Origin of the sequence: Micromonospora sp. NBRC 107095 (genome assembly GCF_030269705.1) — a bacterium.
Taxonomy (GTDB): domain Bacteria; phylum Actinomycetota; class Actinomycetes; order Mycobacteriales; family Micromonosporaceae; genus Micromonospora; species Micromonospora parva.
On sequence record NZ_BSTU01000004.1, the window covers coordinates 229,877 to 255,273 of the forward strand.

General features: G+C 70.9%; 29 protein-coding genes. 9 read left to right on the top strand and 20 right to left on the bottom strand.

Annotated features, from left to right (window positions below):
* Positions 1-13: 13 nt before the first annotated feature.
* Genes pcaD through QSK15_RS21035 form a run of 6 tightly spaced genes read right to left on the bottom strand, consistent with a single transcriptional unit; the run spans position 14 to position 5,029 of the window.
* Complete coding sequence (pcaD, locus tag QSK15_RS21010) at positions 14-790, bottom strand: 3-oxoadipate enol-lactonase (protein ID WP_285795865.1); 777 nt, start codon at positions 788-790, stop codon at positions 14-16.
* Positions 787-2,127, bottom strand: a complete 1,341-nt coding sequence (gene pcaB / locus QSK15_RS21015) for a 3-carboxy-cis,cis-muconate cycloisomerase (RefSeq protein ID WP_285795866.1) — start codon at positions 2,125-2,127, stop codon at positions 787-789. Before pcaB ends, pcaD begins: the two co-directional genes overlap by 4 nt.
* Positions 2,102-2,674, bottom strand: a complete 573-nt coding sequence (pcaG, locus tag QSK15_RS21020; protein WP_285795867.1) for a protocatechuate 3,4-dioxygenase subunit alpha — start codon at positions 2,672-2,674, stop codon at positions 2,102-2,104. The genes pcaB and pcaG overlap by 26 nt, the downstream gene beginning before the upstream one ends.
* Positions 2,667-3,416 (bottom strand): protocatechuate 3,4-dioxygenase subunit beta, encoded by a 750-nt coding sequence (gene pcaH, locus QSK15_RS21025; protein ID WP_285795868.1) that lies wholly within the window; start codon positions 3,414-3,416, stop codon positions 2,667-2,669. Before pcaH ends, pcaG begins: the two co-directional genes overlap by 8 nt.
* Complete coding sequence (locus QSK15_RS21030; RefSeq protein WP_279515923.1) at positions 3,413-4,183, bottom strand: CoA-transferase subunit beta; 771 nt, start codon at positions 4,181-4,183, stop codon at positions 3,413-3,415. Before QSK15_RS21030 ends, pcaH begins: the two co-directional genes overlap by 4 nt.
* Positions 4,184-4,210: 27 nt before the next feature.
* Entirely contained in the window at positions 4,211-5,029 is an 819-nt protein-coding gene (locus QSK15_RS21035; RefSeq protein WP_285795869.1) for a CoA transferase subunit A, read from the bottom strand.
* A 293-nt stretch (positions 5,030-5,322) separates the two neighbouring features.
* Between QSK15_RS21035 and QSK15_RS21040 the strand changes: the two genes are divergently transcribed.
* The 7 genes from QSK15_RS21040 to QSK15_RS21070 all read left to right on the top strand — a co-directional run bounded on the left by QSK15_RS21040 (position 5,323) and on the right by QSK15_RS21070 (position 12,580).
* Entirely contained in the window at positions 5,323-6,783 is a 1,461-nt protein-coding gene (locus tag QSK15_RS21040) for a benzaldehyde dehydrogenase (protein WP_285795870.1), read from the top strand.
* 17 nt (positions 6,784-6,800) lie between these two features.
* On the top strand, positions 6,801-7,982 hold the full coding sequence (gene pobA, locus QSK15_RS21045; protein ID WP_285795871.1) for a 4-hydroxybenzoate 3-monooxygenase: 1,182 nt from the start codon (positions 6,801-6,803) through the stop codon (positions 7,980-7,982).
* A 197-nt stretch (positions 7,983-8,179) separates the two neighbouring features.
* Entirely contained in the window at positions 8,180-9,154 is a 975-nt protein-coding gene (locus tag QSK15_RS21050) for an ABC transporter substrate-binding protein (protein WP_285795872.1), read from the top strand.
* A gap of 72 nt (positions 9,155-9,226) precedes the next feature.
* On the top strand, positions 9,227-10,027 hold the full coding sequence (locus tag QSK15_RS21055) for an ABC transporter permease (protein WP_285795873.1): 801 nt from the start codon (positions 9,227-9,229) through the stop codon (positions 10,025-10,027).
* Positions 10,024-10,848, top strand: coding sequence for an ABC transporter permease (locus QSK15_RS21060; RefSeq protein ID WP_285795874.1), 825 nt, complete (start codon positions 10,024-10,026; stop codon positions 10,846-10,848). The genes QSK15_RS21055 and QSK15_RS21060 overlap by 4 nt, the downstream gene beginning before the upstream one ends.
* Positions 10,841-11,653 carry an ABC transporter ATP-binding protein gene (locus QSK15_RS21065; protein WP_285795875.1) on the top strand — a complete coding sequence of 271 codons (813 nt, stop codon included), beginning with the start codon at positions 10,841-10,843 and terminating at the stop codon, positions 11,651-11,653. Before QSK15_RS21060 ends, QSK15_RS21065 begins: the two co-directional genes overlap by 8 nt.
* Positions 11,654-11,692: 39 nt before the next feature.
* A complete protein-coding gene (locus tag QSK15_RS21070; protein ID WP_285795876.1) occupies positions 11,693-12,580 on the top strand; it encodes a PaaX family transcriptional regulator in 888 nt (295 codons plus the stop codon).
* Here the strand turns inward: QSK15_RS21070 and QSK15_RS21075 are convergent.
* The 11 genes from QSK15_RS21075 to QSK15_RS21125 all read right to left on the bottom strand — a co-directional run bounded on the left by QSK15_RS21075 (position 12,504) and on the right by QSK15_RS21125 (position 21,979).
* Positions 12,504-14,024, bottom strand: coding sequence for an acyl-CoA synthetase (locus QSK15_RS21075; protein ID WP_285795877.1), 1,521 nt, complete (start codon positions 14,022-14,024; stop codon positions 12,504-12,506). The genes QSK15_RS21070 and QSK15_RS21075 overlap by 77 nt on opposite strands.
* Before the next feature lie 58 nt (positions 14,025-14,082).
* Positions 14,083-14,535: a MaoC family dehydratase gene (locus QSK15_RS21080; RefSeq protein ID WP_210864516.1), complete on the bottom strand. Its 453-nt coding sequence runs from the start codon at positions 14,533-14,535 to the stop codon at positions 14,083-14,085.
* A gap of 17 nt (positions 14,536-14,552) precedes the next feature.
* Positions 14,553-15,437 (bottom strand): amidohydrolase family protein, encoded by an 885-nt coding sequence (locus QSK15_RS21085; protein ID WP_285795878.1) that lies wholly within the window; start codon positions 15,435-15,437, stop codon positions 14,553-14,555.
* A gap of 36 nt (positions 15,438-15,473) precedes the next feature.
* Complete coding sequence (locus QSK15_RS21090) at positions 15,474-16,400, bottom strand: SDR family oxidoreductase (protein ID WP_285795879.1); 927 nt, start codon at positions 16,398-16,400, stop codon at positions 15,474-15,476.
* A gap of 113 nt (positions 16,401-16,513) precedes the next feature.
* Positions 16,514-17,275: an IclR family transcriptional regulator gene (locus QSK15_RS21095; protein ID WP_285795880.1), complete on the bottom strand. Its 762-nt coding sequence runs from the start codon at positions 17,273-17,275 to the stop codon at positions 16,514-16,516.
* A 30-nt stretch (positions 17,276-17,305) separates the two neighbouring features.
* Complete coding sequence (locus tag QSK15_RS21100) at positions 17,306-18,259, bottom strand: PDR/VanB family oxidoreductase (RefSeq protein ID WP_377618526.1); 954 nt, start codon at positions 18,257-18,259, stop codon at positions 17,306-17,308.
* Positions 18,256-18,474: a hypothetical protein gene (locus QSK15_RS21105; protein WP_285795881.1), complete on the bottom strand. Its 219-nt coding sequence runs from the start codon at positions 18,472-18,474 to the stop codon at positions 18,256-18,258. Before QSK15_RS21105 ends, QSK15_RS21100 begins: the two co-directional genes overlap by 4 nt.
* A complete protein-coding gene (locus tag QSK15_RS21110; protein ID WP_279515938.1) occupies positions 18,471-19,514 on the bottom strand; it encodes an aromatic ring-hydroxylating dioxygenase subunit alpha in 1,044 nt (347 codons plus the stop codon). Before QSK15_RS21110 ends, QSK15_RS21105 begins: the two co-directional genes overlap by 4 nt.
* Before the next feature lie 163 nt (positions 19,515-19,677).
* Positions 19,678-20,334 (bottom strand): RraA family protein, encoded by a 657-nt coding sequence (locus QSK15_RS21115; protein WP_285795882.1) that lies wholly within the window; start codon positions 20,332-20,334, stop codon positions 19,678-19,680.
* A complete protein-coding gene (locus tag QSK15_RS21120; protein WP_030330732.1) occupies positions 20,331-21,047 on the bottom strand; it encodes a PIG-L deacetylase family protein in 717 nt (238 codons plus the stop codon). The genes QSK15_RS21115 and QSK15_RS21120 overlap by 4 nt, the downstream gene beginning before the upstream one ends.
* Positions 21,044-21,979 carry a DUF6282 family protein gene (locus QSK15_RS21125; protein WP_285795883.1) on the bottom strand — a complete coding sequence of 312 codons (936 nt, stop codon included), beginning with the start codon at positions 21,977-21,979 and terminating at the stop codon, positions 21,044-21,046. Before QSK15_RS21125 ends, QSK15_RS21120 begins: the two co-directional genes overlap by 4 nt.
* Positions 21,980-22,256: 277 nt before the next feature.
* Here QSK15_RS21125 and QSK15_RS21130 point away from each other — a divergent pair, with 277 nt between their 5' ends.
* Positions 22,257-23,246, top strand: a complete 990-nt coding sequence (locus QSK15_RS21130; RefSeq protein ID WP_285795884.1) for an ABC transporter substrate-binding protein — start codon at positions 22,257-22,259, stop codon at positions 23,244-23,246.
* Positions 23,247-23,258: 12 nt separating this feature from the next.
* The gene (locus QSK15_RS21135; protein ID WP_285795885.1) at positions 23,259-24,038 is read left to right on the top strand and encodes an ABC transporter permease; all 780 of its coding nucleotides are present in this window, start codon (positions 23,259-23,261) and stop codon (positions 24,036-24,038) included.
* 147 nt (positions 24,039-24,185) lie between these two features.
* On the opposite strand, the gene QSK15_RS21140 is transcribed toward QSK15_RS21135, so the two are convergent.
* From QSK15_RS21140 to QSK15_RS21150, 3 genes are all read right to left on the bottom strand, one after another.
* Positions 24,186-24,518: a TraR/DksA family transcriptional regulator gene (locus QSK15_RS21140; protein ID WP_285795886.1), complete on the bottom strand. Its 333-nt coding sequence runs from the start codon at positions 24,516-24,518 to the stop codon at positions 24,186-24,188.
* Positions 24,519-24,529: 11 nt separating this feature from the next.
* Positions 24,530-24,793, bottom strand: coding sequence for a hypothetical protein (locus tag QSK15_RS21145; protein ID WP_285795887.1), 264 nt, complete (start codon positions 24,791-24,793; stop codon positions 24,530-24,532).
* Between the two features lie 166 nt (positions 24,794-24,959).
* Positions 24,960-25,334 (bottom strand): effector-associated constant component EACC1, encoded by a 375-nt coding sequence (locus tag QSK15_RS21150; protein WP_285795888.1) that lies wholly within the window; start codon positions 25,332-25,334, stop codon positions 24,960-24,962.
* Positions 25,335-25,397: the final 63 nt, after the last annotated feature.

Below are 25,397 nucleotides of genomic sequence, written 5' to 3' on the forward strand. Positions count from 1 at the left end.
CGCTCGCGGTCGTTCATCCGTCACCACGCTCCTCGTCGAAGTGTCGCAGCAGGAGTCGGCACACCTGCTCGGGTTGCTCGACGTTGGCCAGGTGCGCCGCGTCGATCACGACCAGCCGAGCCCGAGGGATGCGGCCGACGATCTCGCGGGCGTGCGGCACCGGAGTGGCCGGGTCGTCCGCCCCGGCGATGACCAGCGTCGGCGCGGCGACCCGGCCGAGGTCGGGTCGGAGGTCCATCGCGGCTATCGCCTCGCAGCAGGCGGCGTACCCGTCCGGGGGCGTCGCGGTCAGCATGGCGCGGTGGGCGGCGACCACCTCCGGCCGGGCGGCGGCGAAGGCCGGGGTGAACCAGCGGGCCACCACCGCGTCGGCGATCGTCGGCAGCCCCTCGGCCCGTACCGTCGCCGCCCGGTCCCGCCACTGCTCCGGTGGGCCGAGCGACGCCGACGTGCAGAGCAGCGCCAGCCGGCGCACCCGCTCGGGCGCGTACGTGGCGAGCCACATGCCCACCATGCCGCCGAGGGACAGCCCCGCGTAGTGGACCCACGGCACGTCGAGGTCGTCCAGCGTCCGCAGCAGTTCCCGGCCCAACAGGTCCAGCGTGTACGGCCCGGGCGGCACCGCCGAGCGCCCGTGGCCCAGGTGGTCGTACCGGATGACCCGGAACCGTCGGGCGAGCGCCGGCACCTGGGGGTCCCACATCGCGGCGGCGGTGCCGAGGGAGCTGCCGAGCAGCAGCACCGGGGCGACGGTCGGACCGTCGACGGTGAGATGCAGCCGGGCGGTCATCCATCCGCTCCCCGAACGGCGAGCAGGGCCCGGTCGACGAACCGACCGGCCGAGCCGAGCCAGCGGCGCGGGTCGAGCGCCTCGGCTACCTCGGTGTCGGACAGGTGAGCGCGGACCCGGGGGTCGGCGAGCAGCGCGGCGCGGAACGAGGGTGCGGCGGCGGCACGGGTCACCAGGTCGTGCGCGGCGCGGCGACCGACGGCGGGCGTCAGGCGCGCGGCGACCGCCTCGGCGAGCAGGACGCCACCTGTCGCGTCGAGGTTCGCCCGCATCCGCTGCGGATCGACCCGCAGCCCGACGAGCATCCGGGCGCACCGCGCGGCGGCGCCACCGGCCAGGTGCAGCAGGTCGAGCAGTGGTTCCCACTCGGCGTGCCAGGCACCGGCGGCCCGCTCGTGCTCCTGCACCGCCGCGGCGAACACTGTGGCGACGAGACCGGGACCGCGTCGCGTCGCGGCGGTGACGAGGATCGAGTCCACCGGGTTGCGCTTGTGCGGCATGGCCGAGGAGCCGCCCCGGCCGACGCCCCCCTCGGCGACCTCGGCTATCTCGTTCTGGGCGAGCAGGCCGACGTCGAGGGCGACCTTGCCGGCGGCCACGAGGAGCCCACCGAGGGCGGTGGCCAGGTCGAGCCAGGGCTGCCGGCGGGTGTGCCAGGGCAGCGGGCTCGGCGGGAGGCCCACGTGCGCCGCGAACCGCTCGGCGACCTCGGCGCCGGCCGGGCCGTACGCGGCCAGGGTGCCGACCGCGCCACCGAGCTGCGCGGGCTGCGCGTCGCCGGCCTGCCGCAGCCGGTCCCGGGCCTCGGCCAGACCGGTCAACCAGCCGGCGGCCTTGAGCCCGAACGTGGTGGGTGCCGCCTGCTGACCGAGGGTCCGGGCGACCATCACGGTGTCCCGGTGGGCGTCGGCCAGCTGGGCGGCGGCGTCCACAGCGCTGTCGAGGTGGCGCAGCAGCGGCCCGAGCGCCCGCACCGCCACCAGGGCCAGCGCGGTGTCCAGCACATCCTGGCTGGTCGCTCCGACGTGCACCCAGGCCCGGAAGTGGTCCGGCACGGCGGCGGTCAGCTCACCCACCAGTGCGACGACCGGGTTGCCGGTGGCGTCGGCCGCCCTGCCGAGGGCCCCCGGGTCGTACCGCTCGGCGCGGCACCGCGCGGCGATCGCCTCGGCGGCGGGTGCGGGCATGATGCCGGCGTCCGCCACGGCCCGGGCCAGCGCGGCCTCCGCGTCGAGCATCGCCTGGAGCACCGCGAGGTCGCTGAGTTCCGCGTCGACGTCCGGCGTGCCGGAGAGGCCGCCGAGCAGCCCGTCAGACGGCGAAGAAGACGGTCTCATGCGCGCCCTGCAGGTGGATGTCGAACCGGAACCCGTCCGCCGCGGGTGTCGCCAGCAGGGTGGCACGGCGGTCGGCGTCGACGCCGCGCAGCACGGGGTCGACGGCGTTCGCCGCCGGCTCGTCGGGGAAGTATAGCCGGGTGACGAGGCGGTGCAGCAGCCCACGCCCGAAGACGGACAGGGTCAGGTGAGGGGCTTCCGTGCCGCCCTCCGGATCGGGCAACGCCCCCGGCTTGACGGTCAACAACCGGTACCACCCCTGCCCGTCGGTCTCGCTGCGCCCGAAGCCGCGGAAGCCGGCGAGCACGGGCGGCCGGGCTCCCCGAGGGTCGTCCGGGTGGTCGAACCGGCCGTCCGGGTCGGCCTGCCAGCTCTCCACCATCGCGTCCACCACCGGCGTCCCGGTGCCGTCGACGATCCGACCCCTGATCCAGAATGCGCCGGGCGTGCCCTCGGGTACGACGTACGGGCCGTCGGGCCAGCGCAGGCCGATGTGCAGGTACGGCCCGACGGTCTGCGCGGGCATGACACCCAACTGCTCACTCATCGTCGTCCTCGTCCTCGAAGGGGGTGCTCTCCCGGCCCCGCAGCACGATGTCGAACTCGTACGCCAGCGCCCACTCCGGTGTCGTGGTGGCGTGGTCGTACCGGGCGATCATCCGTTCCCGGGCCTTCGGGTCGCGGACCGAGTTGAAGATCGGGTCCTGGAAGAAGAGCGGGTCGCCCGGGAAGTACATCTGCGTCACCAGCCGTTGGGTGAACGCGCGGCCGAAGAGGGAGAAGTGGATGTGCGCCGGCCGCCAGGCGTTGTCGTGGTTACGCCAGGGGTACGCGCCGGGCTGCACGGTGATGAACCGGTACCGCCCCTGGTCGTCGGTGAGCGCCCGACCCACCCCGGCGAAGTGGGGGTCGAGCGGGGCCGGCCAGGTGTCGCGGGCGTCGCGGTACCGTCCGGCGGCGTTGGCCTGCCAGATCTCGACGAGCGTGCGGGGTACCGGTCGACCGTCACCGTCGCGGACCCGGCCGTGCACGATGATCCGCTGTCCCTGCGGTTCACCGTCGTGCTGGCGGGTCAGGTCGTGGTCGAGCGCGCCGAGCCGCCCCTCCCCCAGCAGCGGCCCGGTGATCTCGGTGAGCCGCTGCGGCAGGTGGACCAGTGGGTGTTTCGGCGCCCGCGCCACCGTCGACTTGTAGCCGGGACTGAGCAGCGGCGGGTGGGCGTCGACGTCGTCGCGTCGGTACCGCGGCAGCACCAGGCCGCCGCCGGCCCGGATGTCCTGAGTGGTCATTGTCGTCTCCCGTCGGACTTCGTCGCTTCCAGCGCCCGCAGCACCGCGAGTTCCCGGGCCGTCGGTGGCGCACTGGTGGCCGGTTCCTCAGCGACGGCGAGGTCCCAGCCGGTGGCCGCCCGCGCCTGCTCCCGCGTCACGCCGGGGTGCAGGTGGGTCAGTGTGAGTTCGCGGGTGACCGGGTCGGGTTCGAGCACGCCGAGGTCGGTGATCACCACGCGGGGACCGCCGCCGCGCAGGCCGAGCCGTTCCCGGTCGCCCGGGCCCGTCCCGTACCCGACCGACGTGACGAAGTCGACCCGTTCGGTGAACGTCCGCAGGTCCTGCCGGACGATCACCACGACCTCACCGCAGGAGGCGGCGATCTCCGGGGCGCCACCGGCTCCGGGCAACCGAACCTTCGGGGTGTCGTAGTCGCCGCCGACGACAGTGGTGTTGATGTTGCCGTACCGGTCGAGCTGCGCGGCGCCCAGGAAACCCACGTCGATCCGGCCGGGCTGGAGCCAGTAGTTGAACACCTCGGGCACCGACACCACCGCGTCAGCGGTGTCGGCGAGGACCCCGTCTCCGATGGAGAGCGGAAGCCGGTCCGGCTTCGCGCCGAGGCACCCGGATTCGTAGATGAGCACCAGGTTCGGGGCGTGCGTCGCGCGGGCGAGATTCGCCGCCGTGCTGGGCAACCCGATCCCGACGAAGCAGGCGGTGCCGTCGCGCAGTTGCCGCGCCGCGGCGACGGTCATCATCTCGTCCGCGGTCCAGTCCGCCATCGCGTTCCCCTCGTTCGCTGCGCTGACTCATGCCGCCGCACCTGCCCTGTGCACGTGCTCGTCCAGCCAGGCGCGGAAGGTGTCGCGGTGTCGGCTGACGGCGTCCCAGTCCCGGTAGAAGTCGTTGTCGCGCACCGAGTAACCGTGGGCGTACGAGGGGTGTGCGCCGCCGGGCACCTCGGCCACCGCGGTGACCGCCCAGCCGGGCAGGACGACCTGCCCGGGTACGGGTTCCCACTCGTCCACGATCTCCTCGACGGTGACCAGTGACCGGTGGGCGGCGAGCACCGCCTCCTTCTGCACCCCGGTGATGCCCCACATCTGCACGTTGCCGTTGCGGTCCGCGCGCTGGGCGTGCACCACTGTCACGTCGGGACGCAGGGCGGGCACGGCGGTGAGCGTCTCGCCGGTGAAGGGGCAGGTGATGGGCCGGATGTTGGTGGTGTGCCGGGGCAGGTCGGTGCCCGTGTAGCCGCGCAGGACGGCGAACGGCAGCCCGGACGCCCCGGCGACGTACCGGTTCGCCATGCCCGCGTGGCTGTGCTCCTCCAGGTCGAGTGGGCGCGGCCAGGCGTGCTGCACGGCGTCGCGGAAGCGGTGCAGCGACCCGACGCCCGGGTTGCCGCCCCAGGAGAAGACCAGGCGACGGGCGCAGCCGGCGCCGATGAGCTGGTCGTAGATGACGTCGGGGGTCATCCGCACGAGGGTCAGGTCCCGCCGCCCCTGACGGATGATCTCGTGACCGGCGGCGAACGGAATCAGGTGGGTGAACCCTTCCAGGGCCACCACGTCACCGTCGTGGACCAGTTGCGCCACGCCCTCGGCCAGCGAGACGAGCTTCGCCATGGGCCTCCCGCCTCCCGCGACAACAGTGCTGCCGCCCTCTGTTCGCTATGCGGACTGCCGTGCTCATCTCGAACGTACGACGGGGAATGGCGTCCGTCAACGACAGGTTCACCGGGCCCGACCCACGCCGTCCTCAGTGCTCGGCGCTCACCGTCGACGATGCGTTGACGCGGGACCGACCACGTGCCAACGTTCTTACAGAGAACGCCCGTTCGGTCAGCGAACACCTCTGGGCCCCTGCGTGAACTCACCCCTCACCACCCCACCGGCCCCATGCTCCGAGGAGGACCGCCATGACACTGCTGGACGCCATGACCTGGCAGGGCACGCTGCACAGCGACGGCTGGGTGGAACCGGCCGGCGGCACGGCGCCCGTGCGGTCCCCCGCCACCGGCGAGGAGATCGCCCAGGTCGGCGTGGCGAACGCCGAGGACGTGACGCGCGCCTGCGCCCGCGCCGCCGCCGCCCAGCGCGCCTGGGCCGCCACCGGATACGCCGAACGGGCCGCGGTGCTGCGCCGGGCCGGGCACCTGTTCGAGCGGCACGCCGCCGAGATCGGCGACTGGATCGTGCGGGAGGCCGGGTCCATCCCACCCAAGGCCGGTGTGGAGACCGACACCGCTGCGCAGGAGTGCTACGAGGCGGCGGCGCTGGCCTCGCACCCGCTCGGCGAGATCATTCCGAGCGCGCAACCGCGACTCAGCCTGGCTCGCCGGTTGCCCGTCGGCGTCGTCGGAGTCATCGCGCCGTTCAACTTCCCGCTCATCCTGGCCACCCGTTCCGTCGCTCCGGCCCTGGCGCTGGGCAACGCCGTGGTGCTCAAGCCCGATCCGCGCACGGCGGTCTGCGGTGGCATCTCGATCGCCCGGGTCTTCGAGGAGGCCGGCCTGCCCGACGGGCTGCTGCACGTCCTGCCCGGCGGGGTCGACGTCGGCGAGGCGCTGGTGGCCGACCCGAACGTGCGGGTGATCAGCTTCACCGGCTCCACAGCGGCCGGTCGCCTGGTCGGCGAGGCGGCGGCACGCCACCTCAAACGCGCCCACCTCGAACTCGGCGGCAACTCGGCGCTGATCGTGCTCGACGACGCCGACCTGGACCTCGCGGTCTCCGCCGGGGCCTGGGGGTCGTTCCTGCACCAGGGCCAGATCTGCATGACCACCGGCCGGCACCTGGTGCACGAGAGCCTGTCCGAGCGGTACGTCGAGCGGCTGGCGGAGAAGGCGAACCACCTGCCGGTCGGCGACCCGGCGAAGGAGCAGGTGGCGCTCGGTCCGATCATCGACGAACGCCAGCGCGACAAGATCCACGCACTGGTCACGGCAAGCGTCGACGCGGGCGCCCGGCTGGCCGCCGGGGGCACGTACGAGGGGCTGTTCTACCGGCCGACGGTGCTCAGCGACGTCACCCCCGCGACCCCGGCGTACGCCCAGGAGGTCTTCGGCCCGGTCGCGCCGGTGATCACGTTCACCGACCAGGACGAGGCGGTGGAGTTGGCCCGGCAGACCGAGTACGGCCTGTCACTGGGCATCCTCAGCCGCGACGTGATGAAGGCGATGGCGCTCGCCGACCGGATCCCCAGCGGAATCGTGCACATCAACGACCAGACGGTGAGCGACGAGGCGGTGGCGCCGTTCGGTGGGGTGGGAGCATCCGGCACCGGCTCGCGGTTCGGCGGGCCGGCGGCGAACGTCGAGGCGTTCACCGAGACCCAGTGGCTCACCGTGCGGGGCACCATCACGCGGTACCCGTTCTGACACCGGAGGAGAGGAGCATGCCGGAGATGCGTACCCAGGTCGGCATCGTCGGCGCGGGACCGGCGGGGTTGATGCTGTCGCACCTGCTGCACCTGCGCGGAATCGAGTCCGTGGTGTTGGAGAGCCGCAGCCGCGACTACGTCGAGCACCGACTGCGGGCGGGCGTCCTCGAACAGGGCTCGGTCGACCTGCTCTGTCGCAACGGTGTGGGTGAACGGCTGCGCCGGGAGGGACTGCGCCACGAGGGCATCGAGCTGCGCTTCGCCGGGGAGTCGCACCGGGTGCCGATGGCGGACCTGACCGGGCGGGCGATCACCGTCTACGGGCAGCAGGAGGTGGTCAAGGACCTGATCGCCGCCCGGCTCGCGGCCGGTGGCTCGGTTCTCTTCGAGGCCGACGCGGTCCGTCTGGACGGTCTCGGCTCGGACTCGCCGGTGGTCCACTTTCGACGCGACGGCCGCGACGAGGAGCTGCGCTGCGACTTCGTGGCCGGCTGCGACGGGTTCCACGGGGTGAGCCGGGGCGCGGTGCCCGAGGGGGTGCTGACCACCTACGAGCGGGCGTACCCCTTCGCCTGGTTGGGTGTCCTCGCCGCCGCGCCGCCAGCCGTGGACGAGCTCATCTACGCCCACCACGAACGGGGTTTCGCCCTCTACAGCATGCGCTCCCCCGAGATCTCTCGGCTGTATCTGCAGGTCGCACCAAATGAGGACATCGCCGCGTGGCCGGACGAGCGGATCTGGGCGGAGCTGCGGACCCGGTTGGAGACGGTGCCGGGGTGGTCACTCAACGAGGGGCCGATCCTGGAGAAGTCCATCACGCCGATGCGCAGCTTCGTGGTCGAGCCGATGCGGTGGGAACGACTGTTCCTGGCCGGGGACGCCGTCCACATCGTCCCGCCCACCGGCGCCAAGGGAATGAACCTGGCTCTCGCCGACGTCGCGCTGCTCGGCGACGCGTTCGCCGCGTGGTACGACGAGGGCCGCACCGATCTGCTGGAGGGCTATTCGGCCACGGCGTTGCGCCGGGTCTGGCGGGCCCAGCACTTCTCCTGGTGGATGACCTCCATGCTGCACCGGCTGGAGCACGACGACCCGTACGAGTCGATGCTGCAGATCGCCACGCTGAGGTATGTCACCACCTCCGAGGCCTATGCCAGGAGCCTGTCGGAGAACTACGTGGGCCTGCCCGAGGTGTGAGCGGGAGCCGGCGGGACGTCGCGTTGTTCAACTTATCCATGACGGGCGTCAGAAATTATTGACTTTCAATGCCGGCGTGACTGACCATGGCCACCACAGCGGCGTGCGCCCCCACGCAGCGGTAGTTCACCTGCAAATCCGAGGCATCCGCCGACTTCCGACGCACCCACCACCCCCGCCCAGGAAGGGCCTCGTCAATGAAGAAGGTCATGGCTCTCGGGCTGATCGCCGCTACCGCGATCGCCCTCACCGGATGTACCGACTCCGACGCGTCCACACCGTCCGATCAGGACTCCGGCGATCTGCGCCCGGTCCGGGTCGCGGCGCTGCCCATCACCGAGACCGCCGCGCTCTGGGGCGGCATCAAGGCGGGCCTCTTCGCCGAACGCGGCCTCCAGGTCGAGGTGCTGCCCGCCCAGGGTGGCGCGCAGGCGATTCCCGCGCTCATGAACGGCGACATCGACTTCGCGATCGGCCAGCCGTTCGGCCCGTTCCGGGCCGACCTGCGCGACCTCGGCGTCGTCATCATCGGCAACTACGCCTCCTCGTACGCCGACGGCGACGACATCAACGCCGTGGTGGCCTCGGCGAAGTCCGGCATCAAGCGGCCGGCAGACCTCGCGGGCAAGCGGGTCGCGGTCAACAGCCTGGGCGCCGCCGGCGACGTGACGATCATGGCGGCGGTCGAGAAGGACGGCGGCGATCCGTCGAAGATCAAGTTCGTCGAGGTCGCGTTCCCGGACGCCCCGGCCCAACTCGAATCCGGAAACATCGACGCCGCCTGGGTGCCGGAGCCGTTCGTCACGCAGCTGAAGGCCCGCGGCGACACCTTCGTCGTCGCGCCCTACCAGGCGGTGGTGCCCGGCCTGACCACGCTCACCACCATCACCACCAAGGAACGCACCGAGAAGGACGCCAAGCTGGTCGAGGACTTCACGGCGGCGATGAAGAAGACGCTGGAGTGGGCCAAGGACCCCGCCAACGAGACGGCGCTGCGGCAGGCCATCAAGGACAACCTGGAGCTGCCGCCACCGGTGGCCGACTCGGTGCGGCTGCCGGCGTTCGGGTGGGACGTCGACCGGCAGAGCCTGCAGACGCTCGCCGAACTCGCGCTGAAGTACAAGGTGCTCGACAAGCAACCCAACCTCGACCGTCTCATCCAGCAGCAGTAGCCGGCGCGGTTCCGCCCTCCCCGGCCCTCGGTGCGGGGAGGGCCTCGCCGCCCGCGTGACGACGGGAGTGACATGCGCGTTCCTTCCACCCGACGCCTGCGCGCGTTGCGCAGGGCGGTGCTGGGCGTTGTCGGCCTGACCGGCTTCCTCGTCATCTGGCAGCTGATCCCGACGTTGGGCCTGATCAACCCGTTGTATCTGCCGTACGTGACGGACGTGCTGGCGCGGCTGTTCGAGCAGCTCGTCGACCTCGCATTCTGGCGGCGGCTGGGCAGCACCATGACGTCCTGGGCGATCGGCCTGATGGTGGCGACCATCGCCGCCGTCGTCCTCGGCACGGTCGTCGGGCTGGTGCCCTTCCTGCGGCGCGCGACCCACACGATGGTCGAGTTCCTGCGGCCGATTCCGTCGGTCGCCCTCATCCCGCTCGCCGTGCTGATGTTCGGCATCCAGCGGCAGGCGGCCCTCGTCATCATCATCTACGCGTCGTTCTGGCAGGTGTTCGTGCAGGTGATCTACGGCGTCGCCGACGTCGACGCGGTGGCCCGCGACACCGCCCGCAGTTTCGGCCTGACCCGGCGGGAGCAGCTGTCGCACCTGGTCCTGCCGACCACCCTGCCGTACCTCATGACCGGGCTGCGGCTCGCGGCGGCGGTCGCCCTCATCCTCGCCATCACCGCGGAGATGGTGATCGGCAACCCCGGCCTCGGCCGCATGATCGAGCTGTCCCGGTCCGCCGGCGACGCCCCCGGCCTGTACGCGCTGGTCGTGGTCACCGGCCTGCTCGGGCTCACGGTGAACATCGTCTTCCGGTTCGTCGAGCGTCGGGTGCTGTCGTGGCACCAGTCCGTACGAGGAGAGGAGCCGCTGTGACCGCGTACACCGGGCGGATCGCCGCCACGCGGCGTGGTCGGACGGTCGGGTCCCGGATCGCGGCGGGCCTCGTCTACCCGCTGGGGCTGCCGATTCTGCTCCTGGTGCTCTGGGGTGTGGTGGCGACGAGGGCGACGAGCACGTTCTTCCCCGACCCGCTGACGATCGCCGAGGCCTTCCGGCAGACCTGGGTCGGGCCGGCGTTCGTCGAGGATGTGCTGCCGAGCCTCGCCCGCCTCGGCCTCGGCATCGCCGCGTCGATCGTGCTCGGCATCGCCGCCGGCACCGTCATCGGCCTGACCCACTGGTTGCGGGACCTCCTCGAACCGTTGCTGGAGTTCCTCCGGGCCATCCCGCCACCGGTGCTGATCCCGGTGGCCATGCTCCTGCTCGGGATCACGGACACCATGAAGGTGGTCGTGATCGTCTCCGGCGCGGTCTGGCCGATCCTGCTGAACACCATCGAGGGTGTCCGGGGCACGGACAGCGTCATGAAGGAGACCGCGAGGTCGTTCCAGGTCTCCTGGTGGGAGCGGCTCTGGTTCCTGGTGCTCCCGGCCGCCAGCCCACGGATCATGGCCGGGGTCCGCCAGGCCCTCTCGGTAGCGCTGATCCTGATGGTCATCTCCGAGATGTTCGCCTCGTCGTCCGGCCTCGGCTACCGGATCGCCTACTTCCAGCGCAACTACCTGATCGCCGAGATGTGGAGCGGCATCCTCCTGCTCGGTCTCGTCGGCGTCTTCCTCGCTGTCGCTTTCGGTCTCGTCGAACGGCGCGTGCTGCGCTGGTACCACGGAATCAGGGAGGTCAACCGTGCCTGACCGGCGCACCCTGCTGCGGGTGGAGCATCTGCGGAAGGTCTACGAGTCCGCGACCGGCGACGTCGAGGCGATCGCGGATATCAGCTTCACGATGGACGCCGGAGAGCTCATCTGCGTCGTCGGGCCGTCCGGGTGCGGCAAGACCACCCTCCTGAAGTGCCTCGCCGGCCTGCTGCGACCCACCAGCGGTGTGGTCGAGATGGACGGCTCACCGGTGACCGGGCCCAGCCCGGCGATGGCCGTCGTGTTCCAGGAGTACGGACGCAGCCTCTACCCCTGGCTCACCGTGCGCGGCAACGTCGAGCTTCCGTTGCGGCACAAGAAGCTGACCCGCGCGGCCCGGAGCAAGCTGGTCGTCGACGCCCTTGAGGCGGTGGGCCTCGCGCACGCCGCACGTAGCCACCCGTGGCAGCTCTCCGGGGGGATGCAACAGCGGGTGGCGATCGCGCGGGCGATCGCCTACCAGCCCGACGTCCTGATCATGGATGAACCGTTCGCCGCGGTGGACGCGCAGACCCGGGCCGACCTGGAGGACCTGGTGCGGGAGCTGCACGCGAGCCGCAGCATCTCCGTTGTCTTCGTCACCCACGACATCGACGAGTCGGTGTATCTCGGTCAGCGGGTTCTAGTATTGTCCACGTCGCCGACCTGGGTCCAGGAGGACCTCGCGATCGACCTGCCGCCGGAGCGCGATCAGATCACGACCCGCGCCCTGCCCCGTTTCACGGAACTGCGGACGCACGTCTACGACCAGATCCAGCGGGCCAAGCGCGGGCAGGCGGTGGCCCCGCGATCCGCGCCGTGACCGACGACCAGGTCAACGAGTTCGCCGAAGGGAAGGGCTGTGGGTAGTCGTCAGCCGAAGCAGTTGTTGCTCGCCTTCTTCGGCGAGCATGTCGTCGACGGTGACACCGGGCCGATCCGGGCGAGCGTCCTGATCACCGTGCTGGAGGGTGCGGACGTGGCCGCGCCGGCCACCCGCGCGACCCTCGACCGGCTCGTGCACAGCGGCATCCTCGCCCGCAGCCGCAGCGGCCGGGAGACGCTGTTCTCGCTGACCGAACACGGCGCGGCGGTGTTGCGCGAGGCGAAGGACCGTGTTCGCGGCCCCCGGCCGTTCGACCCGCAGGGCAGCGGCTGGACCCTGGTCACCTTCTCGATCCCGGAGGGCCAGCGGATGCTGCGGCACCGGCTGCGCTCCACCCTCACCTGGGAGGGCTTCGCGCCGATCCGCGACGGGCTCTGGCTCGCGCCCGGCGAGGTCGACCTCGCCGGGTCGTTGGAGCCGCTGCGCCAGGACCTCGCGCCCAACACCGTGATCGCCTTCCATGCCCGCGAACTGGCCGGGTTCCCGATCGGCGAGAGCGTACGCGCGGCGTGGGACATCGAGGCGATCCGGCGCGCCCACCTCGCCTTCATCGACGTGTGGGACGACCCGTCCGCGGCGACGCTGGCGCCGAGCGCCCTCACCGTACGGACGATGCTGGTGGCGGACTGGCTTGCTCTGCTGCGCGCCGACCCGAGGCTGCCGGCCGAGTTCATGGACGCGGAGTGGCCCGCCACCAGATCGGTGGAGACCTACCGCCGGATGCACGAGAAGCTGGCCGGGGCGTCCGCGGCGGAGTTCGCCGACCTCGTCGCGGCACGGCCCGCGGCTAGGCGCCGAATCGGGCCCGCAGATCGGCCTTCCGCACCTTCCCCGACGCCGTCCGCGGCAGCTCGTCCACGATGACGACGTTCTTCGGCAGCTTGTAGCGCGCGATCCTGCCGTCGAGGCGAGCCCGGATGGTGGCGGTGTCCACCGAGGCGCCCTCCCGTACGGTCACGATCGCCCATGGCACCTCCCCCCAACGCTCGTCCGGTACGCCGATGACCGCCGCCGAGGTCACCCCGTCGACCTCGGTGAGCAGTTGTTCGAGTTCCAGCGGGTAGATGTTCTCGCCCCCCGAAATGATCATGTCCTTGAGGCGGCCGGTGACGTAGAGGTAACCGTCGGCGTCCAGGTGGCCGAGGTCGCCGGAGCGGAACCACCCGTCGGCGGTGAACGCCTCGGCGGTCGCCTCCGCGAGCCCGTGGTAGCCAGGGAAGACGTTGGGTCCGGCGACCTCGATCTCACCGACGACGCCGGTGGGCACCACCGCACCGGCCGCGTCGGTGATCCGTACGTCGGTGAAGAAGTGCGGCAGGCCGACACTGCCCTGCTTGACGCGGGTCATCGCCGGTGGCAGCGCGGTGGCCCCCGGCGCGGCCTCGGTCATGCCGTAACCCTGCGAGAACGACAGACCCCGCTCCTCGTACGCGTTGAGGATCCGGGCCGGCACCGCCGAACCTCCGCAGGTGAGCTTCGTCAACGTCGACAGGTCGGTCGACGCCCAGGCGGGGTGGTCGGCCATCAGCTGGTAGGTGGTCGGTACGCCGCTGAGCATGGTGACCCCGTACCGCTCGATCTGCGCGAGCGCGCGCCCCGGCTCGAAGCCCTTCTCGATGACCATCGTGGCGCCCTTGAGGATCACCGGCAGGGCGCCCATTCCGAGCGAGGCGACGTGGAACAGCGGCGAGATCATGAGCGCGACGTCGGTGGAGACGACGTCGTAGTCGACCACGCAGTTGAGCGCCACCCAGGTGAGGTTGCCGTGGGTCAGTACCGCGCCCTTGGCCCGGCCGGTCGTGCCCGAGGTGTAGATGATCGCCGCCGGATCGTCGTGGGTGGTGTCGGCATGGTCGGTGAAGCCGGCGACCGCCGGGGTCAGGTGGGCCAGCCCGGGTCGGTCTGCGGTGCCGGCGCCGTTGACGATGACGTACGGGGTCCGGGCGGCCGACACGGCGGCGGCCACCGGCACCGCGAAGTCCGGGTCGTGGATCAGCACCCGCGCGCCGCAGTCGGCGAGGACGTAGGCGATCTCGGGGGCGGCGAGCCGGGTGTTGATCGGCACGAAGACGGCACCGACCTGCGCCGCCGCGAACATCACCTGGAGCAGTTCGGGGCTGTTCTCGCCCAGGTAGGCGACGCTGTCGCCCTTGCCGACGCCCCGCTCCCGCAGCACCGCCGAGATTCGGTCCGTGGCGTCGGCGAACTGTCCGTAGGTCAGCGGTGACCGGTCATGGATGATCGCGATCTGGTCCGGGGACTTGAGCCGGCGCTTGGCCACCCAGGCGCCGATTCCGTGCTGCTGCATCATCTTCTCCCGGGGGTGGAGGTGGTGTGCTCGCCCGGCTCGACGGTCGCCCCCGGGCTCAGGCGTAGAAGCGGTACAGCCCTCGCGCGACGACCGCCGGCTTGCTCCCGCCCGCGATCTCGATCGTCTGGTCGACGGTGAGCTGGTAGCCGCCGGGAACCTCGACCACCTCGGCGACGGTGGCCCGCATGCGCACCCGCGCCCCGACCACCACCGGCGCGGGGAAACGCACCTTGTCGAGGCCGTAGTTCACCTTGGTGGTCACGCCCTTGACTTCGAGCAACTCGGTCCAGAAGGGCACCGCCAGGGAGAGGGTGAGGAAGCCGTGCGCGATCGGCGCGCCGAACGGGCCGGTCTTCGCCCGTTCGGGGTCGACGTGGATCCACTGGTGGTCATCGGTGGCGTCGGCGAAGAGGTCCACCTGGTCCTGGGTGACGGTGCGGTAGCCGGTGTGACCGAGGTCGGTGCCGGCGAGGTCGCCGAGCCGGTCGTAGGTGATGGTCGTCGTCATGGCGTTTCCTCTCGTCGTCACCGGGCGGCAAGGCCCAGCAGTCGGGCCGCGTTGTCCTTCAGGATGCCCGGGAGCACGTCCGGCTTGAGATCGGTCGTCTGCACGTCGCGCAGCCACCGGTCTGGGGTGAGCATCGGGTAGTCGGTGCCGAAGAGCACCCGTCGCTTCAGCACCGAGTTGGCGTAGCGCACCAACTCGGCCGGGAAGTACTTCGGGCTCCAGCCGGACAGGTCGATCCAGGTGTTGTGCTTGTGCGTGGCCACCGACAACGCCTCGTCCTGCCAGGGCACCGACGGGTGCGCCATGATGATCTGCAGGTGGGGGAAGTCGGCGGCGATCGGGTCGAGCAGCATCGGGTTCGACAGGCCGAGCCGCAGACCGTGACCGCCCGGCGTACCCGCGCCGATGCCGGTCTGCCCGGTGTGGAAGATCGCCGGGACGCCGGCCCGCTCCAGCAGACCCCACAGTGGCGCGTACTCGTCGTGGCTGGGATCGAAGCCCTGCACGGTGGGGTGGAACTTGAAGCCGCGGACGCCCTCCTCCCGGATCAGCCGGTCGGCGAGGTCGACCGCTGCTCCCCCGGTGCGCGGGTCGACCGACCCGAACGGGATGAGCACGTCGGCGTGCTCGGCCGCCGCGCGGGCGATGGCGGTGCTCGACAGCGGCTGGTGCTTCAGTTGGGTACGCGCGTCCACTGTGAAGACGACGGCCACCATCCGCCGCTCGCGGTAGTACTGCGCCACCGCGTCGACAGCGGGCCGTGGGCCGTCCGTCTTGAAGTACGCCGACGCCGCCGCCACGAGCGGCTCGGGCAGTGAGGTGTGCCCGTGGTCGTCGACCTCGATGTGCACGTGCATGTCGATCGCCGTGACGTCGTCGAGGTCGATCGCGGACTGGTACATCGGGCCACCCTCCGTCGGCGGGTCCGTTCGGGCCGGTCAGGACGTCGAGGGCTCGAACTCCTCGGGGAGTTTCGGGAAGCGTTCCCCGACGCTCTGCGCCGCACCGGCGAACGTCGTCGGCCAGGCCTCCACCAGCGCGTCGTACGTCCAGCCGCCCTCGCGGTGCGCGGTCAGCGCGGCCTCGGGGTGGGTCCAGATCTGCAGACGGTCCCCGCCGACCCCGATCACCTGCCCGGTCACCGAGGCCGCCGCGTCGGAGCCCAGGAAGGCGACGAGCCCGGCCGCGTCGTCCGCCGTGCCGAACCCCAGCTCGTGCCGGAAGAACGCGGGCATCGGCTCGCCGTTCGCCTCGGCCCGCACCGCCGCGGCGAAGTAGGGGACGGTGGCGGTCATCGGTGTCGCCGCGACCGGTACGACGGTGTTGGCGGTGATGCCGGCCCGCTGGAGTTCGAGCGCCCAGGTACGGACCATGCCGACGATGCCCGCCTTGGCGGCGGCGTAGTTGGTCTGGCCGAAGGTGCCCCGCTGCCCGGTGGGTGACCCGACGCAGATGATCCGCCCGCCCTCGCCCGCCTGCCGCATGTGCCGCACCGCCTCGCGCACGGTGGTGAACGTGCCGCGCAGGTGCACGTTGATGACGGTGTCGAAGTCGTCGTCGCTCATCTTCCACAGCACCGTGTCGCGCAGCACGCCGGCGTTGGTGACGAGGATGTCCAGCCGCCCGAAGTGCTCGACGGCCGTGCTGACGAGTTCCGTGGCGGTCTCGGTCGGGCCGACCGGTGCGACCACCGCGACGGCCCGGCCACCGGACGCCTCGATCGCCGCCACGGCGTCGGCGGTGGCCTCGGCGTCGACGTCGTTGACCACGACCGAGGCGCCGCGGCGCGCCAACTCCTGCGCGTAGGCGAGGCCGAGACCCCGCCCGGCGCCGGTGACGATGGCGACTTTGCCGTCCAGTGCCATGAGGTGCTCCCTTTCGTCGGTGCCGATCCGCGCACGAAGGTGGGGAGTAACACGCGCACCGGCAACGTAATGCAAAATTTGACCGGGCGTCAACGATTCGCAGTCTGTCTACATCAGACGGCAGGGCCGGTGGAGCTGCTCAGCGCCCGGGAGACCACCCGGCCGGCGGCCTGCACCAGCGGGGCCAGCGCCACCGGGTCGGCCCGGTCGTGGGCGACCACCAGTGAGATCGCCGCCACCACACCCTCCGGTACGCGGATCGGCGCGGCCACCGACAGGGCGTCCATGGTGACCTGACGGTCGCTGACCGCGTACCCGACCCGGCGCACCTCGGCGAGGCAGCGGCGCAGCCGCCGAGGGTCGGTGATGGTCAGGTCGGTGTACCGCTCCAGCGGCGCGGCCAGCACCTGCTCCTGCACCTCGGCGGGCGCGTGGGCGAGCAGGACCAGCCCGACCCCGGTGGCGTGCAACGCGAAGCGACCCCCCACCCGGGTGAGCACGGGTACCGCGTGCCGCCCGGCGATCCGTTCGATGAAGACCAGTTCGAGGCCCTGCCGCACGGCCAGCTGGACATTCTCGTGGGTCACCTCGTACAAGTCCTCCATCACCGGCAGGGCCAGCTCCCGCAGCCCCAGGCCCCTCGGAGCGAGCGAACCCACCTCCCACAGCCGCAGACCGATCCGGTACCGGCCGTCGTCGCCGCGCTCCAGCGCCCCCCACGCGACCAGCTCCGCGGCCCGCCGGTACACGGTGGGCAGTGGCATCCCGGTGCGGCGCGCCAACTCGCTCAGGGTCAACGCCGGGGTCGCCGGGCTGAACGCGTCGAGCAGGGCCAGCACCTTGCTCGTCACCGACCGCCCCGGCTCTGCGCGCACCCCGTCATCATCCCCGCCCGCGCCGGCCGCTCACAGCTCCAGCACGAGTCGGGGCGTACGGGCCCGGGAGACGCAGATCATCATGGTGTCCCCGGCGGCCCGTTCCTGCGCGGTGAGCAGGCTGTCGCGATGCTCCGGGACGCCGGCGAGCACCGGGGTCTCGCAGGTGCCGCAGGTGCCCTCCCGGCAGGACGAGAGGACCTGCACGCCGGCCTCCTCCACCGCCCGCAGGATCGGCGTGCCCGGCGGCACCGTCACCGTCCGCCCGGAGAGCGCGAGTTCAACCTCGATCGTCGTGTCCGGCGCGCCGGTGTCGCTGCGTGCCGTGAACCGCTCGACGTGCAGGCAGCCGGGGGGCCAGTCATGGCAGTGCGCCTCCACGGCGGCGATCAGCGACTCCGGGCCGCAGCAGTAGACGAGCCCGGTGCCGGGCCGGCCCAGCAACCCGGCCAGGTCGAGCAACCCGGTCTCGTCCTGCGGGTGCAGGCTCACCCGCTCGCCGTACTTCTCCCGCAGGGTGGTGGCGAAGGCCATGGTGGCGCGGGTGCGTCCCCCGTACACCAGCCGCCAGTCCGCGCCCACGGCGTCGGCGGCAGCGACCATCGGTGCGAGAGGGGTGATGCCGATGCCACCGGCGACGAAGAGGTACCGCCGCGCCGGGACCAGCGGGAAGGTGTTGCGCGGGCCGCTCACCTCGACGGTCGCGCCGACGGTGAGCCGCTCGTGCACCAGCCGGGAACCACCGCGTCCGCCCGGTTCGCGCTGCACCGCGATCCGCAGCACGGACCGGTCCGCCGGGTCGCCACAGAGGGAGTACTGACGGACCGTTCCGCCGCCCAACTCCAGGTCGATGTGCGCGCCGGGCGTCCACTCGGGCAGCTCACCGCCGTCGGCGCGACACAGGCGCAGCGCCACCACGTCGGCGGCCACCTGATCGCGTCCGGCGACCACCAGCTCCACCCCGGTCAGCACGTCCACTGTCACCCGCGCATCGCCAGCCGCCTCGGCGGGCCGGGCACCGGCACGGCCACGCCCTGGTGGCCCTGCGGGTGGGCCAGCAGCCACTCCCACAACTCGACCGGTTCCTCGGCGAGGCGCTCCGCACCACAGTGGCAGATCCCGCGCAGGGTGTCGGTGCCGGGCACCCAGTGGATCCGGTAGACCCGCTCCCCGGTGAGCGTGCCGGCCCGGGACGTCACCGCGCCGCTCCCACCGTCCCCGACCCGACCATCCGGGCCAGCAGCCGCCGGGCGGCCAGGCCACCGGTGTCGATGTTGATGCTCAGCTCCTGGTACCGGTCCGGCTCGGTCACGAGCACCTGCTCCAGGATGTTGAGCGCTGTCACGTCCTGCATGACCACCGTGTGGTTGCTGTGGTGGAGATATTCGCTGACCGACTCGTCATCGATCGCGAAGTCGCGCGCGACGGCCCAGAAGTCATAGGTGGTGTGCTCCGTCGACGGGGTGATGGCGTACACGATCTCGGCGTGGAACGCCTCGCTGTCCTCGCCCTCGGCAGGCGGATAGACACCCTGCGGCGCGATGCGGCTGTGCAGGAGGTAGAGGCAGGGCGGGTGGTATTCGATGTCCTGCCACCGGGTGATCCGGCCCTGGATGCCGGTCGAGCGCGCGTAGAACGGCGGGCACTCGGCGTCGTCCATGTGCCGGCTGACGTAGACGATCCCCCGGTCCTCGTCCACCTCGGTGGTGATCGGGGTGTTCGCCACCTCCGGCGTACCGATGTAACCGCCGTGCAGGTAGGTCTCGTGGGACAGGTCCAGGAGGTTGTCCACCAGCAGGCTGTACCGCGCGTTCAGCGGCGCCATGCCCCGCACCACCGCGTAGCGCGGGTCGGCGAGCCAGGGTGCGCGGGGAATCGCGGCCGGGTCGGCCCGGTCCAGGTCGCCGATCCAGACCCAGATGAAGGAGTCCTGTTCCACCACCGGGAACGAGACCACCCGCGCGGTGCGGGGGATGCGCTGTTGACCGGGTACGAAGACACACGCTCCGCTCGGGTCGTAGGTGAAGCCGTGGTAGCCGCAGACGATCGTGTCGCCGTCGAGCCGGCTCTCCGAGAGCGGGAAGCGCCGGTGCACGCACCGGTCGGCGAGCGCCACCGCCTTCCCGGCACCGGTGCGGTACAGCACCAACGGCTCACCGAGCACCGTGCGGGCGAGCAGGCTCCGCCCCACCTCACTGCCGTAGGCCGCCACATACCACTGGTTACGCGCGAATGCCATGCGACCGGACCTCCATGCGCACGAACGTCGATGGAGTCGCATCATCGCGTGTGGTGCCCACGGTGGGGACTGACGCTTTCACTGGGTGAAAGCCGAAGCGCTCAGCCCTCGCCGGACTTCTGTAACTGCCGCTGTTCGGCGCCCGACGATCGGCGACTCCTGCTCACCCGGCGGGCTCGTCCTGCGCCCGCATTCCGTGTAGGTCGTAGCTGAACTCACCGGCATCCAGCCGGGCCCGCAGCCGCGTCTCCTTCTCGATCCGACTCCGCGTCGCGGCGGCCACCTCGGCCGCGCTCCCCCGCGCTACGACCACGGCACCGTCGGCGTCGAGCACCACCACGTCTCCCGGGTTGACGGTCGTCCCACCCACGTGGACCGCGACGTCGAGCGAGCCCCGCGCCCGCTTGGTCGCGCCTCGGACCCGTTGCCATCGGGCCCAGATCGGCAGCCCGAGTTCCCGGAGCTCATCCACGTCGCGTACCGCCGCGTCCACCAGCAGGCCCGCCGCGCCAGCGACCTTGGCCTGGCTGGCCAGCAGCTCACCGATCAGGGCTACCGGGGCGGGCTCGGGCATGGTGAGCACGAGCACGTCGCCGGGGCGCACCAGCGTCATCGCCTCGTGCACGGCCCGGTTGTCGTCCTGACCGCAGCGGACGGTCCGGGCCACACCGGCAACCCGAGTGCCCGGAACGATCTGGACAAGGTCGACGTCGAGCAGGCCACACCTGCCGGCAGCCTCGTAGACGGTCGCCACCCCGCCGGCAGCCAATGTCTCGATCACACCCGGTCCGACGACCGCCACGTCACGAAACTCGCTCACAGAGCCCCCACCACGTTCGGGATCAATCGCTGGAACGCCTCGGCCTGCCGAATGCCGGGGTCGCCGGTCACCCGGCGGGCGTGGTTACCACGCTGATCGGCCCGCTGCGTGTAGTAGTCGCGCAGGTAGCCCTGGGCGCCCATCGACGCCATCGCCTCCTGCTTGGCCGCCATCACATCGGTGATGTCGACGAAGACGGTGGGGACGAACCCACACAGCTCGGGCTGGTGCGGTTCGAAGACCAGGAACTCCGAGGGCGGGGCGGTCCGGAAGCCGCTGGACACCCCGGCCCCCGCGGTGAGCTGCCGGGCGGTCGCCACTGCGGTGTGCGCCACCGGGTGATCCGGGTTGAAGGGATCGCGGTCCGGGTGGGTGACCACCACGTGCGGCGCGTACTCCCGCATCAGCGCGGCCAGGCGGTCGATGTCCTCGTCCCTGATCCGCAACGGGTAGTCGCCGAGATCGAACGTCTCCAGGCGGGCGCCGACCATGGCGGCGGCGCGCTCCGCCTCCGCGTGCCGCAGCCGCTTGACGTTCTCCACCGTCTGGTTCGGGTCTTTCCAGAGCTCGCCGGACTCGCCCCGTTCTCCGTAGGAGAGTGCCAGCACGACAGCCTCACCACCCGCCATTGTGTGTTTGGCGATCGCCCCCGCGGCCCGCCAGACGAAGTCGGCCGAGTGGGCACCCACCACAAGCAGTCGCCGCGCGCTCATGCTGGCACCGTCGCCTTGGGCATCGCCAGACGACGGGAGTTGACCACAGCCATGACGTGAATCTCCTCATCGGTGAAGCCGGCGTCGAGCAGGCGGTCGGCGAAGAGTGCCAGACCGTCCTCGACCGGCGGGTTGAAGGGTTGCCCAAGGTCGCTGGAGAGGACGGAGTGCGCCGCGCCGACCGCCCGGATGGTGGCGAACAGCTCCAGCCAGGCGACCTTGCCCGAGTGCGGGGTGGTGAAGCAGCGTTCCAACAGGGCACCCGCCTCGGCCAACTCCCGCTGCTGCTCGGCCGGCAGCCGCTGGGACGTGAACTCGGGATGGGTGACCACGATCCGGCGTACGCCCTCTTCGCGGGCGGCCCGGACGACGGCGACGATCTCGTCGCCACTCAGGTGTCCGGTGGCGAGTGTGATGTCGTGCCGGGCTATCACCCGCAGCACCTGGCGTACCCGCTCGAGAACGCGCCCTTCGTCGTCGACGACCTCGACCGGCTCCGGCACGATGCCCTGGCTGTGCAGATCGGCTTGGAACGCCCCCCACATCGCCGGCGTGGCACCCGGCAGGTCGGCGGCGGTGTTACGCCGCTGGTTTCCGGAGTCCACCGTCGGCATCCAGACGATGCGCGCGCCCTGCCGTGCCGCGACCTCAACGGCGACCGGGTTGATGCCGCCCATGGCGCCGTTGAGAGTGATCGCGCCGAGCGTGTCGACGCCGGGGACCACTTTGCGGACGACGGCCGCCCGCTCGGCCGTGGCCACGTAATGGGACTTGAGGACGAAACCGGCGAGCCCGACCTCGGCACACCGGTACGCCAGATCGACATCGTCGATCCGCCGCGCCATGACGTCAGGGGCCACGTGGACGTGCGTGTCGTAGGCACCGCGGACCAGGGCGCGGGCCCGGGCGGACGGGGCAGGGTGGTCAGACATCGTGCTCCTTCGAAGGTCTTCGCGGCTCTTCCGGACCGACCATCCATTGTCGACATCCTTGTTACTGCGGAAATGACTCCTTCGCAGAGCCCAGGGACAGGAATCCGTGAACCGGTCCGGTGACAGTCATAGCGATCATCATCTACGATCATTCATCGGCAAGAGCAATGTGGACAGACCCGGCCCGTGCGGTCTTTGTCGGCATGGCGCGCCGGCGCCTTCTCCGAGACTCTCAAGCTGGAGGCAGCACATGGTCAAGCGCTCTCGCGCCCTGGTAGTGACGTTGCTCGCCGCGGCCCTTGGCATGACCGGTTGCAGCGGTTCCGACGACGCCAGTGGCGACCCGACCGGCGAGGAGACCGACAGGGTCGCCTACATCACCGCCTTCGGCGCTGTAGGTCGGGACGCGTTCGCCTGGGTGGCGAAGGAGAAGGGCTACTTCGCCGAGGCAGGCATTGACGTCGACATCAAAGAGGGCGCTGGCAATCAGCAGAACCTGACGGCCCTCAAGTCCGGTCAGGTCCAGTTCGGTGCACTCGACTTCACCGGTGCCGTGATTCAGGCGGGTAAGGGCGAGTTCACTGACTGGCGGGCCATCGCCGCCGTACACCAACAGACGCTGATCTCGGTGATGACCACCGCGGACACCAACATCACCACCCCGAAGGACCTGCAGGGCAAGACGATGGCGACCGGCGCCGGGTCGGTGACCGAGCTGCTCTTCCCGGCCTACGCCCGGCTGGCCGGGTTCGACCCGAAGACGGTGAAGATCGAGGGCGTCCAGGCCACGGCGCTCAATGGACTCATGGCCAGCCGGAAGGTCGACGCGCTGGGTACATTCCTGCTCAGCCGCAACGCGTTACAGGCCGCCTCCAAGAAGGAGGTGGTGGTGCTGCCCTACAGCGACTATCTGCGGGACCTATTCGGCAACGCGATCATCACCACTCCCTCGCTCATCGAAAAAGACCCCGACCTGGTGCAGCGATTCACCGACGCGGTGCTCAAGGGGCTCCAGTACAGCATCGAGCACCCGGACGAGGCCGCGGCGATCCTCAACAAGGTGAAGCCCACCTATGCCGTGGCGGCGGGCAAGGGCGAGATCGAGGCGATGTCCCCGCACGTTCGCCCCGCGTCAGGCGCCCCGATCGGCTTCATGGATGAGAAGCAGGTGGCCCAGACAATCACCGTCCTACAGGGCGCCGACCTGATTCCGCCCGGCTTGACCCCGGAAGAGATCGTCGACCTGAGGTTCGTGAAGAAGTCCTGACGGAAGATCATCGTGCCTGACCGCCTCCCGCTGTCACAACGCTGGTCCCACGTCGGGCTGCCCGCGCTCGGTGCGGTGCTGGCGATCGCGCTCTGGTGGCTGGCCACCTGGGCCTTCGACATCGAGCCGTTCTTCCTGCCGGCACCCCCGGACGTGGTCGACGCATTCGTCCGGCTCCCTGGCTACCTGGCAGAGCAGACGATGGTCACCTTCCTGGAGACCGTCATCGGGTTCGGGATCGCGGCCGTGGGTGGGCTCCTGCTCGCCGTCATGCTCGCCGCCTCCCGGACGGTCGAGCGGATGACCCTCCCCATGATCGCCGGAATCAACGCGGTGCCGAAGGTGGCGCTCGCACCGCTGCTCCTGGTCTGGATCGGGTTCGGCTACGAAACCAAAGTCGTGATGGTTGTGCTGCTCTGCTTCTTTCCGATCCTGGTCTCGACCATGGCTGGGCTGACTTCGACCCCGCACGAACTCGGCGAACTCGCCCGATCCCTCTCCGCCTCGTGGTGGCAGACCTTCGTGAAGGTACGACTCCCGTGGGCCCTCCCGCAGGTCTTCGTCGGACTGAAGGTCGCGACCTCGCTGGCCATCATCGGCGCGACCATCGGCGAGGTGATCAACCCCGAGGCCGGCCTCGGCTCGGTGATCGCCAGTTCCGGCCAGTCCGCCGACACTCCACTCGCGTTCGCGGCGCTGACCCTGCTCGCGCTGATGGGCGCGCTGCTCTTCTACCTGATGGCCGGCCTCGAACGCCTCCTCGCGCCGTGGGCACGGGCGATCTCGTCGTAGTAGCGCGTTGTCCGGCTCTGTGGCGTTCCTAGCGGCTGCTTTGGCACCGGGACCGAGATGCCACGCGGTGCGCGGGATGACGGTCGTGGCTCTCTCGCACGTGACGGTGTGGCTGCCGTGCCGGCGGCGCGGCAGCCACACCGGGCGTCACCTGTTCTGCTTCTCCTGGCACGGCACGCAGAAGCGGGCGTGCGGGAGAATCTCGAGCCGCTCGGTCGGGATGCTCCGGTGGCACCGCTGGCAGGCACCGTAGGTGCCGTCGCTGATGCGGCTCAGCGCACCGGTGATCTGCTCGATGGTCTGACGGGTGGCGGCCAGCAGTGCGGCCTGGTTGTGGGCCTCGCCCGGGTCGCCGGTGTCGGCGTTGAGCTCGGTCAGTTCCCGCAGCCGGGCCGTCTGGGTGGCGAAGTCGTCCGCCAGGGACGCTCGCATGTCGGCGAGCCAACTCTGGTCGATGGTGCGACGATGGTCGACGCTCATGGTCTGCCCTTTCAAGGGAAATGGACGGGGAAAACAAAAAGGGCCGAAGCTTGGATAGCTTCGCCCTGGCGGTCGTTCTGGGTATGCAACGACTGCGCGGGTGGGCCTCGGCCGGTTCGCACCGGGCTCGACATCCTGTCGGCGAGCGCGGTGTGCGGCGCGCGGACAACCGGCACCCGCATGTCGGCCTTGAGGCGTGTGACCGCCGGCACGCGGACAGCACCGCTCACCGCCACCTTGGTGGCGGCGGGCGAGCGGAAGGTCACCGACGGCATGCCCCCACCATAGATTGGTGTTTGGGGTAAAGCCAACGTCCGCAGTGATGCCCCACACGGGCCACACATGCTCCTTCGGCCGGACCAGGGCCATGGGTCGGACCCGGCGGACGCCGGTCGATCCTGCTGCGGGGTGGAGCCGCCCGCGGCCTGACGCGGGAGGTGGCTACTCGAACCGCTCCAGAGCCTGGCGGACGGTCTCGTCCGAGACGTTCTCGCCTTCGATCGTGGTGGTGCTCCGCTGCTCCCCGTCACCGCCGGCCACCACCGTCGTCACCGTGATCGAGCGCCGCTTGTCCCGGCTCAACCAGAGGTGGAACACCCGGACCGCGGCGGCGAGCACAGCGGGTCCGGTCAGTGTCACGACCAGGTCGCCCCACTGCCCCTTGGTGCCGGGCGTTCCACTCGGTACTTCCTGGGCAGCTGCCCGCAATACGGCGGCACTGCGCAGGTCGGCGTCGAACTCCGCCAATGCGGCGGAGACAGCGGAATGATGGCTGGGAAGCCCTGCGACGTCGAACGTCACCCGCACCGTTGCCACGCGCGCTCCTTCTGTCCGGCCACATCGGCACGATAACCTGTCCGCACAAGACCGAACATCCTG

Bases quoted from the DNA above. Each gene is read 5' to 3' on its own strand.
- pcaD (WP_285795865.1), bottom strand. From the start codon at position 790: ATGACCGCCCGGCTGCATCTCACCGTCGACGGTCCGACCGTCGCCCCG.
- pcaB (WP_285795866.1), bottom strand. From the start codon at position 2,127: ATGAGACCGTCTTCTTCGCCGTCTGACGGGCTGCTCGGCGGCCTCTCC.
- pcaG (WP_285795867.1), bottom strand. From the start codon at position 2,674: ATGAGTGAGCAGTTGGGTGTCATGCCCGCGCAGACCGTCGGGCCGTAC.
- pcaH (WP_285795868.1), bottom strand. From the start codon at position 3,416: ATGACCACTCAGGACATCCGGGCCGGCGGCGGCCTGGTGCTGCCGCGG.
- QSK15_RS21030 (WP_279515923.1), bottom strand. From the start codon at position 4,183: ATGGCGGACTGGACCGCGGACGAGATGATGACCGTCGCCGCGGCGCGG.
- QSK15_RS21035 (WP_285795869.1), bottom strand. From the start codon at position 5,029: ATGGCGAAGCTCGTCTCGCTGGCCGAGGGCGTGGCGCAACTGGTCCAC.
- QSK15_RS21040 (WP_285795870.1), top strand. From the start codon at position 5,323: ATGACACTGCTGGACGCCATGACCTGGCAGGGCACGCTGCACAGCGAC.
- pobA (WP_285795871.1), top strand. From the start codon at position 6,801: ATGCCGGAGATGCGTACCCAGGTCGGCATCGTCGGCGCGGGACCGGCG.
- QSK15_RS21050 (WP_285795872.1), top strand. From the start codon at position 8,180: ATGAAGAAGGTCATGGCTCTCGGGCTGATCGCCGCTACCGCGATCGCC.
- QSK15_RS21055 (WP_285795873.1), top strand. From the start codon at position 9,227: ATGCGCGTTCCTTCCACCCGACGCCTGCGCGCGTTGCGCAGGGCGGTG.
- QSK15_RS21075 (WP_285795877.1), bottom strand. From the start codon at position 14,024: ATGCAGCAGCACGGAATCGGCGCCTGGGTGGCCAAGCGCCGGCTCAAG.
- QSK15_RS21080 (WP_210864516.1), bottom strand. From the start codon at position 14,535: ATGACGACGACCATCACCTACGACCGGCTCGGCGACCTCGCCGGCACC.
- QSK15_RS21085 (WP_285795878.1), bottom strand. From the start codon at position 15,437: ATGTACCAGTCCGCGATCGACCTCGACGACGTCACGGCGATCGACATG.
- QSK15_RS21090 (WP_285795879.1), bottom strand. From the start codon at position 16,400: ATGGCACTGGACGGCAAAGTCGCCATCGTCACCGGCGCCGGGCGGGGT.
- QSK15_RS21110 (WP_279515938.1), bottom strand. From the start codon at position 19,514: ATGGCATTCGCGCGTAACCAGTGGTATGTGGCGGCCTACGGCAGTGAG.
- QSK15_RS21120 (WP_030330732.1), bottom strand. From the start codon at position 21,047: ATGAGCGCGCGGCGACTGCTTGTGGTGGGTGCCCACTCGGCCGACTTC.
- QSK15_RS21125 (WP_285795883.1), bottom strand. From the start codon at position 21,979: ATGTCTGACCACCCTGCCCCGTCCGCCCGGGCCCGCGCCCTGGTCCGC.
- QSK15_RS21140 (WP_285795886.1), bottom strand. From the start codon at position 24,518: ATGAGCGTCGACCATCGTCGCACCATCGACCAGAGTTGGCTCGCCGAC.
- QSK15_RS21145 (WP_285795887.1), bottom strand. From the start codon at position 24,793: ATGCCGTCGGTGACCTTCCGCTCGCCCGCCGCCACCAAGGTGGCGGTG.